The 10,557-nt window shown below is 74.6% G+C and carries 12 protein-coding genes and 1 pseudogene; 5 read left to right on the top strand and 8 right to left on the bottom strand.

All coding sequences use genetic code 11. The features are described 5' to 3' along the window. Positions 1 to 265 precede the first annotated feature (265 nt). Entirely contained in the window at positions 266 to 1,000 is a 735-nt protein-coding gene (locus AE652_RS24585) for an alpha/beta fold hydrolase (protein ID WP_049655135.1), read from the bottom strand. A 174-nt stretch (positions 1,001 to 1,174) separates the two neighbouring features. Between AE652_RS24585 and AE652_RS24580 the strand changes: the two genes are divergently transcribed. Further along, a complete protein-coding gene (locus AE652_RS24580; RefSeq protein ID WP_049655133.1) occupies positions 1,175 to 2,137 on the top strand; it encodes a YafY family protein in 963 nt (320 codons plus the stop codon). 111 nt (positions 2,138 to 2,248) lie between these two features. Here AE652_RS24580 and AE652_RS24575 read toward each other — a convergent pair whose 3' ends face one another. Continuing rightward, on the bottom strand, positions 2,249 to 2,638 hold the full coding sequence (locus tag AE652_RS24575; protein WP_049655132.1) for a co-chaperone YbbN: 390 nt from the start codon (positions 2,636 to 2,638) through the stop codon (positions 2,249 to 2,251). A gap of 188 nt (positions 2,639 to 2,826) precedes the next feature. Here AE652_RS24575 and AE652_RS24570 point away from each other — a divergent pair, with 188 nt between their 5' ends. The 3 genes from AE652_RS24570 to AE652_RS24560 are packed head-to-tail and all read left to right on the top strand — an operon-like array spanning position 2,827 to position 4,795. Beyond that, positions 2,827 to 3,405, top strand: coding sequence for a hypothetical protein (locus AE652_RS24570; protein ID WP_053112229.1), 579 nt, complete (start codon positions 2,827 to 2,829; stop codon positions 3,403 to 3,405). A gap of 59 nt (positions 3,406 to 3,464) precedes the next feature. Next, a complete protein-coding gene (locus tag AE652_RS24565) occupies positions 3,465 to 4,037 on the top strand; it encodes a sigma-70 family RNA polymerase sigma factor (RefSeq protein WP_082345936.1) in 573 nt (190 codons plus the stop codon). Beyond that, positions 4,034 to 4,795, top strand: a complete 762-nt coding sequence (locus AE652_RS24560; RefSeq protein WP_049655130.1) for a zf-HC2 domain-containing protein — start codon at positions 4,034 to 4,036, stop codon at positions 4,793 to 4,795. Before AE652_RS24565 ends, AE652_RS24560 begins: the two co-directional genes overlap by 4 nt. Here AE652_RS24560 and AE652_RS24555 read toward each other — a convergent pair. The 4 genes from AE652_RS24555 to AE652_RS24535 all read right to left on the bottom strand — a co-directional run bounded on the left by AE652_RS24555 (position 4,763) and on the right by AE652_RS24535 (position 9,073). Then, positions 4,763 to 5,524 (bottom strand): hypothetical protein, encoded by a 762-nt coding sequence (locus AE652_RS24555; RefSeq protein WP_063780249.1) that lies wholly within the window; start codon positions 5,522 to 5,524, stop codon positions 4,763 to 4,765. The genes AE652_RS24560 and AE652_RS24555 overlap by 33 nt on opposite strands. Then, positions 5,521 to 6,174 (bottom strand): hypothetical protein, encoded by a 654-nt coding sequence (locus AE652_RS24550; protein ID WP_049655128.1) that lies wholly within the window; start codon positions 6,172 to 6,174, stop codon positions 5,521 to 5,523. Before AE652_RS24550 ends, AE652_RS24555 begins: the two co-directional genes overlap by 4 nt. 1,514 nt (positions 6,175 to 7,688) lie before the next feature. Beyond that, the gene (locus tag AE652_RS24540) at positions 7,689 to 8,201 is read right to left on the bottom strand and encodes a DUF1990 family protein (protein ID WP_049655123.1); all 513 of its coding nucleotides are present in this window, start codon (positions 8,199 to 8,201) and stop codon (positions 7,689 to 7,691) included. Next, positions 8,198 to 9,073 (bottom strand): YndJ family protein, encoded by an 876-nt coding sequence (locus tag AE652_RS24535; protein WP_049655121.1) that lies wholly within the window; start codon positions 9,071 to 9,073, stop codon positions 8,198 to 8,200. Before AE652_RS24535 ends, AE652_RS24540 begins: the two co-directional genes overlap by 4 nt. Positions 9,074 to 9,280: 207 nt before the next feature. Between AE652_RS24535 and AE652_RS24530 the strand changes: the two genes are divergently transcribed. After that, positions 9,281 to 9,550: a DUF1876 domain-containing protein gene (locus AE652_RS24530; RefSeq protein ID WP_049655118.1), complete on the top strand. Its 270-nt coding sequence runs from the start codon at positions 9,281 to 9,283 to the stop codon at positions 9,548 to 9,550. A 115-nt stretch (positions 9,551 to 9,665) separates the two neighbouring features. On the opposite strand, the gene AE652_RS24525 is transcribed toward AE652_RS24530, so the two are convergent. Together AE652_RS24525 and AE652_RS24520 are read right to left on the bottom strand one after the other, a co-directional pair. Further along, positions 9,666 to 10,142 (bottom strand): PPOX class F420-dependent oxidoreductase, encoded by a 477-nt coding sequence (locus tag AE652_RS24525; RefSeq protein WP_063780248.1) that lies wholly within the window; start codon positions 10,140 to 10,142, stop codon positions 9,666 to 9,668. A 31-nt stretch (positions 10,143 to 10,173) separates the two neighbouring features. Then, positions 10,174 to 10,557 (bottom strand): annotated as a pseudogene (locus AE652_RS24520) (ubiquinol-cytochrome c reductase cytochrome b subunit); the annotation flags it as partial.

Here is a 10,557-nt window from a genome sequence, read left to right as displayed (position 1 = left end):
GGGTGAGCGGGGCGCGGGAGCCGAGCCGGGCACGCCGCGGGCCGGCCGGCCCCGGACCGCCGTCCGGCCGGAACTCCGGCACGGCGTCCGGCGGTTCGGTCCGGCTGGGCTGCTCGCGCACGGGTGCTCGCTCCTCGCTCGGGTACGGCGTGGGCCCCATCCTGCCGGTCCGGGCGCGGTTGCGCGACGGACGGACACGCCGAGGGCGCCGTGGGACGCACCACCGGGCACGGACGGGACAGGGTGAGGAGACGGACCGGCGGGTTCAGAGCGCGGCGAGTTCCGCCAGCAACGCCGCCGTGTCGGCCGGGCGGGAGAACATCGGCCAGTGCCCGGTGGGCAGTTCGCGCAGCTCCCAGTTCGGCCCGGACATCCCGGCGAAGTACGGGTGCCCGGCGGCGATCAGCTCGCGCACCTGGGAGAGCGGGAAGGAGCAGGAGACCAGCGCCTGGGGCAGCGCGGCCCCGGCGCCGGTCAGCCGCAGCCGGTCCCGGAACGCCCCGGCCGGGTGCGGGGTGGAGCGGGAGCGGATGGACGCGAGGGCGGCCTCGTCCAGCCCCGCCGTGCTCGTGCCCTGCTCGCCCAGGTGCTCCCAGGACGGCAGCGGGAGGCGGCCGTCGACCACCGAGGCATCGGCCGTCTTCTGGTAGTCGGGCTGCCAGAGGTCGTACACCGACGAGCCGTCGATCAGCGGGCCGCTGTCCAGGTAGACCACCCGGCGGATCCGCTCCGGCATCCGGTCCGCGAGCCCGCCCACCGGGGCACAGGCGCCGCTGTGGGCGACCACGACGACATCCGACAGGTCCTCCCGGACCAGCAGCCCGGCGAGGTCGGCGATGTGGTCCTCCAGCCCGAACTCGCCCTCCTCGCCCGCGCGTTCGCCCACTCCGGGCAGGCTGACGGCGTACACCCGGTGCCCGGCCGCGCGCAGCGGCGCGGCCACCTCGTCCCAGGCCCAGGCGCCGATCCAGAATCCGGGGACCAGTACGAACGTGCTCATGGCGGATCGCTCCTTCGTCGGTGGGAAGTCCGGGGAGGCCGCGACGAGCCGTGGACGTCTCGACGGGCGGCCCGCGAGGGGCTCCGTCGAGGCGGGGCCTCCTCCACCGCCGACTCTAGGATCGGATCCGGACAGAAGTCGCCCGGATTTCCGCCGAGGAAAGGAGTGCGCGCGATGGAACACCCGGTCAGCCGCGTCCTCGCCCTGCTGGAACTGCTCCAGGACCGCCCCGGCCTGACCGGCGCCGACCTGGCCGCCCGCCTCGACGTGGACGAGCGCACCGTCCGCCGCTACGTCGCCCGGCTGACCGAACTCGGCATCCCCGTCGAGGCCGACCGCGGCCGCTACGGGGGCTACCGCCTGCGGCCCGGCTACCGGCTGCCGCCGCTGATGCTCACCCCGGACGAGGCCGCCTCCGTCGTGCTCGGCCTGCTGGCCGGCCGCAGCTCCGGCCTGTCGGTGGGGGAGGAGGCCACCGGGACGGCCCTCGCCAAGATCCAGCGGGTGCTGCCGCAGCCGCTGCGCGAGCGCGTGGCGGCCGTCGAACAGACCCTCGGACTGACCGCCACCCCCGCCACCGGCCCCGGCCCGGCCGCCGCCGCGCTGTTCACCCTGGCCGAGGCGGCCCGCCGTCGTCGCCGGGTGCGGCTCGCCTACCGGGACCGGGAGGACCGGCCCAGTGAACGCGACTTCGACCCGTACGGGCTGGTCTTCCACTCCGGGCGCTGGTACACCACCGGGCTCGACCACCGCAGCGGCGAGCCGCGCACCTTCCGGCTGGACCGGATCACCCGGGTCGAACAGGGCGAGGCCGGCTTCGAGCCGCCGGAGGACTACGACCCGGTCCAGCGGGTGGTGGAGTCGCTGGCCGGCGCGCCCTGGCGGCACCGGGTGGAGGTCGAGCTGCGGACCACCCTCGCCGAGGCCCGCCGCCGACTGCCGCCCGCCGTCGGCACGCTCACCGAACTCGCCGAGGACCGGGTGCTGCTGCGGGCCCGGGCGCAGAACCTGGACGGCGTCGCGGTGCTGCTGGCCGGCCTCGGGTGGCCGTTCACCGTCCGGGAGCCCGCCGCGCTGCGCGCCGAGGTGCGGGCGCTCGCGGACCGGCTCGCCGCCTGGGGCGCCGAGCCGTCGTGACGGCGGGTTGGGTGCGGCGGCGGACGGCTCCGGGGAGCGGGGAGCGGGCATGCCGAGGGCCCGGGGAGCTTCGGCTCCCCGGGCCTTGGGGCCTGTCTTCGGACGTCCGGATCAGGCCTGGCCGCCGGCCGCCCGCTCCTCGGCGACCTTGCGCTTCACCTCGGTCATGTCCAGCTCGCGGGCCTGGCCGATCAGGTCCTCGAACACCGCCTCCGGCAGCGCACCGGGCTGCGAGAAGACCAGCACGCCCTCACGGATGATCGCCAGCGTCGGGATCGACTGGATGTCGAACGCGGCCGCCAGCTCCTGCTGCGCCTCGGTGTCCACCTTGGCGAAGACCAGGTCCGAGTGGCGCTCGGCGGCCTTCTCGTACACCGGGGCGAACTGGCGGCACGGCCCGCACCACCCGGCCCAGAAGTCGATGAAGACGAAGTCCTTGCCCTCCGGGCCCGGGACGATCTCGTCGAAGTTCTCCTTGGTCAGCTCGACCGTGTTGCTCATCTCGTGATTCCTTCCCTTCCGGACGTGGCGGTTCAGGCCATGTGCCCGCCACAACCGTCCCGGTCGGCGGGGTATTCCGGCGGCGTTCCGGCGGTTGCCGGAGCCAGGGAGTGGGCAGCCGGCGGCCGCCGCCCGTACGGAAGGGTGTCCGGTCCGTTCCGACCCCTTCCCCCCGAGGGAGGCACCCCATGCGCAGCACACTCCGCACCCGGCGGACGCTCGCGCTGACCGCGTCCGGCATCGCGGCGGCCGCCCTGATCGCCGGCTGCGGATCGTCCGGCGGCTCCTCCGGTCCGTCGAGCAGCCCGAGCAGTCCGGGCACCCCGGCGGCCGTCACCCTGCAGACTGCCCAGGACCCGAAGCTGGGCACGATCGTCACCGACAGCGCGGGCTTCACGCTCTACCGCTTCGACCAGGACCGGAACAGCCCGCCGGAGTCCTACTGCAACGGCAGCTGCGCCGTCATCTGGCCGCCCGAGCACGCCGACGGCAACGGCAACGTCACGGTGAAGGGCATCGACAGCAAGCTGGTCGGCACCGTCACCCGCGACGACGGCACCAAGCAGGTCACCCTGAACGGCTGGCCGGCCTACCGCTACTCGCCGGACACCAAGCCCGGCGACACCAAGGGCCAGGGCGTGGCCGGCACCTGGTTCGCGCTGACCCCGACCGGCGGCAGGGCGGGCGCCGCGAACTCCGGCCCGATGAACCCGACGCCCGGCACCCCGGCACCGGGCAACCCGACGCCCAGCACCCCGGGCTACTGACCGGTTCCGATGACCGGTTCCGATGACCGGCTCCGACCGCCCTCGCCCAGGAGGCCCGGGTGCGCAACGATGAAGTGGTGACCGAGGAGCACCCCGTCGGCCGCACCGGCGGCCACGACACGGGGGCGCCGGACGAGGACCTGATGCGCGCCCTGTACCGGGAGCATGCCGGTCCGCTGTTCGGGTTCGTGCTCCACCTGGTCGCCGGGGACCGGCAGCGGGCCGAGGACGTCGTGCAGGAGACCCTGCTCCGCGCCTGGCGCAACATCCACCGGCTCGACCCGGAGGCCGGCTCGCTGCGGCCCTGGCTGGTCACCGTCGCGCGGCGGATCGTGATCGACGGCCACCGCGGCGCCATGGCCCGGCCGCGCGAGGTGGACGCCTCGGCACTGGAGCAGCTGCCCGCCGAGGACGAGATCGACCGGGCGCTGCGGATGATGACCGTCGCGGACGCGCTCGGCGACCTCTCGCCCGTGCACCGGGAGATCATCGTCGAGACCTACCTGAAGGGCCGTACGGCCAACGAGGCGGCCGCCGAACTCGGCATCCCGGCCGGGACGGTGCGCTCGCGGGTGTTCTACGCGCTGCGCTCGCTCAGGCTCGCGCTGGAGGAACGGGGAGTGACATCGTGACCAGGCACCCCGACCGCGACCCCACCCCTGACCCCGACCGGGCGCCTGGTGGCCCGGTGCACGTCGACGCGGGCGCGTACGTCCTCGGCCTGCTGGAACCCGTCGAGCGCGCCGCCTTCGAGCAACACCTCGCCGACTGCCCGCAGTGCGCCGAGCAGGTGACCCAACTCGGCTCGGTGGAGCCGCTGTTGGCCGAGTACGCGGCCACCGCTCGGGCGGCCGGAACGGACCCGGCCGGTCCCGCCCCGCAGCCCGACCCCCGACTGCTGGACCGGCTGGTCGCCGAGGTCGGCGCCACCCGGCGGCGGGGCCGGGTGCGGCGGCTGGTGCTGGCCCTGGCCGCCACCGCGATGGTGGCGGCCGGCCCCGCCGTCACCGCCGCGGTGATCACCGCCGACAACACCCCCGCGGTGGTCGCGGTGGCCGAACAGTTCAGCGCCACCGACCCGGGCACCGGCGCGCACGCGACCGTCGGCCTGGACGGCACCACCTGGGGCACCCAGGTCAGCCTGCAACTCTCCGGCGTTCAGGGCCCGTTGACCTGCCGACTGGTCGCCGTCTCGCACACCGGCGAGCAGCAGACGGTCACCACCTGGTCCGTCCCGGCGGGCGGCTACGGCAACGGCGGCGGGAGCGGCGACGGCACCGTGCGCACCACCGGCGGCGCGGCCTTCCGACTGGCGGACATCGACCACTTCGAGGTCCGCGTCCAGGACGGCGGCGCGCTACTGGTCGCGATCCCCGTACACCACCCCTGACCCCCAGTGGATCGTGTACGACTCCAATCGCTCCACCCGGGCCTCGCCCCGGACACCCGGCCAGTACGGGCTCGGCTCGCCGCCGCCGGTCATGTGCTCCCGACTCCAGATCCGGCTCCAGTCGGTCCGCAGCGCCGGCTCGAAGCTGTGCCACCGCCCGCAACCGCAGGGTGTCAGCACCCGCGCGCAGCAGCGGCACAGCTCGGCCCGGCCGTGGCCGTGACCGTCGCCGCGGTCGTCGCCGGGGCCGGTCGGGAGCGGCACCGGCGGGCCCTGCTCCCCGCAGGCCGGGCACCCGGGCAGCACGGCACCGTCCAGCAGCGCGTTCTGCCGCCGGACGTAGTCGGACAGCCGCAACGGCGGGTGCAGGAACGGGTCGTGCTCCCAGGCCGCGTTCGGCGACCCCCACCAGCGCACGTGCCACCAGGCCGTCTCCGGAGGCAGCCGCCGCCCGGCCCGCTTCTGCGCCCGGCGCCGCTCCGCGTACTCCTCGGCCCTGGCCCGCCACAGCTCGCGCGCCTCGTGCAACTCGTCCACCGCGCGGACCAAGGCGTCCGGGTCGGCCTCCAGGAAGCGCGGAATCCGGGCGCTGACGGTGAGGTGGTGGTACGTCGCCCGCAGGCCGTACGGGGCGAAGCGGGTCAGGCAGGTGCGCAGCGCGCTGTGCCGCCGGTACGGCGGGAGCGAGGTGTCGTGCACCCGGGCCCGGTGGGTGTGGAAGCTGGTCATGACGGCGGCTTCAGGTCCGGGTCCGGGTCCAGGTCCAGGGCTCGGGCGAGCGCGGCGGTGACGGCGGCGGCGTGCCCGGGCAGCTGCCGCTCGGCCCAGCCCGCCGCGAGCGCGAGGAAGTCGCGCAGGTCCCGCTCGACTCCGGCGAGCAGCCGGCGCAGTTCGTCCACCGGCAACTCGACCACGGGGCCCTCGTCGCCCTCGGCATCCTGGATCAGCCGGACCACCCGGCCGACGCACTCGGCCCGGGCATCGGGGTCGTGGCCGAACCAGGCGGTGCCGGACCCGTCCGTGACGTCCAGCCACTCGCGCCAGTCCTCCAGCCCGTTGCAGCAGCCCGGCCTGAAGACGGTGCCGGTGGCGGAGTCGGTCACCACCAGCCCGCCGGGGGCGTACGGGTGCGGCTCGGTCAACAGCGCGTGCAGGAACGCGCCCAACGGGTCCGCCGGCCGGGGACCGCGCCCCTCGGCCTGCCCGGGGTCGGGCTCGACGTCGTTGCAGTCCGCCAGCCGCCACACCGCCGTGCCCACCTCGTCCGACGTCAACCGCCCGTCCAGCGCGAGATCCCCGTACGGCCCGAGCTCGGCCGTCGGCCAGAGCGTGAAGCCGTCGGAGGCGAAGATCTCCAGGACCGGTCGCATTGATATCATCCGCCGATCATCCCGAACACACCCCCGCCCCGACCAGCCGTTTTACGCTCCGGCCCCGCCCTGGACCCAGCCGGCCTCCGCCACCACCTGCTCGGCCTCGGCCGCCCACCTCGCGGCTGCCGTCCAGCCGGCCCGCCCTCCGACCGGCCTCCGCCATCGCCTGGGCGGTTTGCGCCGTGATGTGGGTGAGTGTGGGCTGGCGGTGTCGGGCGGAGCGCCGCCCCCAACCGGCCTCCGCTGCCCGGCGGCCGTCGTTGAGCCGGCCTTCACCACGGCTCGGGTGGCCCCTGCCATCAAGCCGATGCCCGCCACCGTCGCTCGGCCGGCCTGTGCCGCGATGTGGGCCAGTGCGGGCCGGCTGTGTCAGGCAGAACTCCTCCCGACCGGTCTCCACCGCCCGACCAGTCCTTGGTGTTGGGCGGTTGTGCTCGAACGGCTCGCCATCCGACTGGCCTCCGGGAGGCGTTCGGGTGGCTCTGCTGCCCAGCCGGAGCCCTCCGCCGTCGCCCCGGTGGTCGGTGCCGCGACGGGGACGAGTTCGGGCCGCAGCGGCGGGCGGCCATGGGTTGGTGAATGGGTGGGCCAGGTGGACCGGTTGATTGATGGTGGTGGCGGTGAGATGCCCCTCCAGGCGGTCTGCGCCGCGCTGCGGGCCAGTGAGGGCCCGCGGTTTCGGGTGGAGCGCCATCCAACCAGCCTTTGCCGTCGGGTGGTTGTGTTCGACCTGATCGCCATCCGACCGGCGTCCGCGAGGCGCTCGGGTGGCCTTGCCGACCAGTTGGAGTTCCCTGCCATCGCCTGGGCGCTCTGCGCCGCGATGTGGGTGAGTGTGGGCTGGCTGTGTCGGGCGGAGCGCTGCCCCAACCGGCCTCCGCTGCCCGGCGGCAGTCGTCCAGCCGGCCTTCACCATGGCTCGGGTGGCCCTGCCATCCAGCCGATGCCCGCCTCCACTGCCCGACCAGCCTTTGCTGTTGGGCGGTTGTGCTCGAACGGCTCGCCATCCGACTGGCCTCCGGGAGGCGTTCGGGTGGCTCTGCTGCCCAGCCGGATCCCTCCGCCGTCGCCCCGGTGGTCGGTGCCGCACTGCGGGCCGGTACGAGCCCACATCGTCGGGCGGAGTGCCGCTCAATCAGCACGCCACCTGATCGGCTTTTGCCATCCGACCGGCCATGGCCATGGCTCGGGGGCTCAACCAGCCAGCCAGCCAGCCCGCCGACGCCTGCCGCCGTCGTCCGGACGGCGTGTGTCGGGATGTGGGGCCAGTTGCGGGCCTTCGGTTTCGGGCAGAGCTTCTCCCGGCTGGCCTCTGCCGTCGGGTGGTTGCCGCTGGACCGGCTCGCTGTCCGGCTGGCCTTCGCGGGGTGCTCGGGTGGCCACTCCGCGATCGCCTGGGCGGTCTGCGCCGTGATGCGGGTGAGTGTGGGCCCGAAGTGTTGGGCGGGCTGGTTGATGACGGTGGTGGCGAGCGGGGGGTGTGCCGGGGGATCGGGGGGTTGATGGTGCTGGGGCGCTGGTCAGGTGGCCTGGGTGGCGATGCGGGTGAGGACGCGTCCGCAGTGGTGGGCGAAGGCGCGTTGGGTGAGGGGGAGGAGTGGGCCGGCGAGGCGGGCGTACCAGGCGACGGGGCGGCTGAAGGCGGTGACGGAGAAGCGGACTTCGCCGTCGAGGGCGAGTGCGACCAGGAAGGTCTCCTCGCCCTGGGCCAGGTGGCCGGTCCTGGTGCCGTAGGTGAAGCCGTACCGGTCCGGGCCGTCGACCGTGGCCAGGACCCGGTTGGGGGCGCCGGCCCGCAGGGGGCCGAGGCCGATGGCGCAGTGCACGGCGACGCCGGGGGCGGCGCGGTCGGCCGACGCGTCGATGCGGACGCCCGCGAGCCGGTGCATCCGCCAGTCGAGCAGGGCGGCGCCGGCGGCTTCCAGGGCGGGGCGGCCGTGGCCGATGAGGGCGCTGTGCCGCAGGTGGTTGTAGCCGGCGGGGAGGTGGCCGGTGCGGCTGGCGCCCTGCTCGGGGTAGCTGTAGTCGTTCATCGGGGGGTCTCCGTCGTGTCGGTCCGGGTGGCGTCGGTCCGGTCCGCGGTGATCCGGCGCCAGGCGAGCAGCGCGCAGAGGGCGAAGCCGAGCGCGTTGCCGACGCCGTGGGTGGCGGCCATCCAGGTCAGGGTGGGGTGGGGGAGTCCGGCGGCCCGGCCGAGTGCCCACCACAGGGCGAGCAGCATGGTGAGCGCGAGGACGGCCGAGGAGGCGGCGAGCAGGCGGGCGGTGGTCCGGTCGCCGCTGCGGGGGCGCAGGTCGCGCCAGGTGACCAGGCCGACCAGCCACATTCCGCTGGTCAGGACGGCGGCTCCGCCGAACTGCCACCAGTTGCCGAGGAAGTAGCCGGCCAGCACCAGCAGGGTGCCCGCCGGGACGCTGAGGGCCGCGCAGCGGGCCGGGGCGGAGCCCGGGCGGGCGGCGCGGCAGACCAGTCCGGCGACCAGGGCGGCGGTGAACCCGGCGTAGTGGAAGTGCGGGACGGTGAGCGCCAGGATGTGCGGTTCGAAGCCGAACAGCGGGTAGCCGGAGCGTTCGGCGACCAGGGCGACCCCGGCGACCGAGGGTGCGGCGAGTGCGGTGAGCACCGCGACCTCGGCGGGTGCGAGCGAGCGGGTGCGGGCCAGCCGCAGCGGGGCGTGCAGGGCGACGGCGAGGGTGCCGAGCGCGTAGAGCAGGGCGCAGCCGGTGGCGAGGCCGCCGCCGCGGGGCAGCCAGAGCGAGAGCGCGCCGGGGACGGCGGCGAGCGGCCAGAGCCGGCGGACCCGGGCGAGGCCGGGCTCGTCGACCAGGGCGAGGCCGAGCGGGACGACGGCTCCCATGCCGAGCAGGACCAGCAGGTCGACCAGTTCCGTGGTGCCCGGGCCCATCGCGGACACAGCCGTCGTGAGCACAGCCATAGTGGACACACCCCCTTGAACGCGTTCAAATAGCTTGCGCCGCCGACTCTACGCGGCCAAGTTGAACGTGTTCAACTTGGCGCCGATGGCGCCCCCGGTGCCGCTCCGGCCGGCTGGCCTGGTGTTCACGGTGGGTGCGGCGCACTCTGGAGGGGTAACCGATGGAGGTGATCCGCCATGCAGACTCTGGTCGGTTGGCACATCGAGATGGAGTTCCGCGAAGAGGGGGCACGGACCAGCGCCGCCGCACTGCTGCGGCTGCGCGACGGGAGCGAACTGCGCGCCCACGGCTACAGCAGCCGCCACCCCTCGGACCCGGAACAGCTGAGGGTCGGCGAGGAGATCGCGGGGGCCCGCGCGCTCAACGAGCTCGCCTCGCAGCTGCTCACCAAGGCCCACGCCGAGATCCAGGAGGTCAGTCCGGTCCCGACCCACCCGCTGTCGTGACCTCCCGCCCGCTGCCAGCAGTCGCGTCGAGGTGCCGGAAAGCGGCGAGTGCCGGGGCAGACCTTCTCAAGGCCCCGGCACTCGACGGAGGTTGACGACCGGACGCGACGGCCCGTCAGTTGACGCAGTAGGTGGCCGGCGGTAGCCACTCCGGCCCGACCAGCCGCCGTTCCAGTTCGTTCAGCGTGATCCGGATGCCGACCGTCCCGGCCAGCCCCACCCGGAACCGGCTGCGGGCGAGCGCGATCAGCGCCGTCAGGCCGTACTTGTTGATCAGCGAGGTGCGGTAGCGGGCGGTGTCGTCGGCGTCGCAGAGCCGGGCCCGGGCCGGGATCCGGCGGCCGGTGGGGCGCCCGTGGGCGTCGCAGGGGCCGATCAGCACCCGGGGGTGGCGGCGGATCCGTTCGGCCTCGCCGGAGTGGGCCGGGGTCCAGACCCCGAGGGCCGTGCCGTCCTGCACCACCCAGAGCTGTGACTCCAGCCGGCTGCCGTCCTCGCCGAAGGTGGTGAGCAGGAGGTACCTGCTGTCGGCGATCCGGTCGGTCGGGTCGACCTGGTCGGTCCGGTCGCTTCGGTCGGTTCGGTCGTGCACCTGTCCTCCCTGTGCCATCGGGGGGTGCGGGTCAGTGCCCGTGGCCCTCGGTGATCTCGTGGAACTCCTCGGCGGTGGGCTTGGGGATCCGGCCGCCCTCGCCGTGGAACCCGCGGGAGAGCCGGGTCCGGGTGCGGGTGAGCACCCCCGCCGGGCGGGCCACTCCATTCTCGTCCACCGGGGCGGGCAGTTCGAGGGGGCGGGGCTGTTCGTGCGCCGTGAGCCGGTGCAGTTCCCGCGGCGTGAGCCGGGCGTGCACTTCGGTGAACTCGCCGTGCGGCAGGCGCTTGATGACACCCGACTCGCGGCCGTGCAGCACCTTCTCCTTGTCACGGCGCTGGAGGCCGAGGCACCAGCGCTTGGTGATGACGAAGACGGCGACCGGGACGGCGAAGAAGCCGACGCGGGCGGCGTA

It is taken from the genome of Kitasatospora sp. MY 5-36, from assembly GCF_001182915.1.
In the GTDB taxonomy this organism is placed as follows: domain Bacteria; phylum Actinomycetota; class Actinomycetes; order Streptomycetales; family Streptomycetaceae; genus Kitasatospora.
The sequence above is the reverse complement of the archived record's forward strand: the minus strand, read 5'-3'. Positions and strand labels throughout refer to the sequence as shown.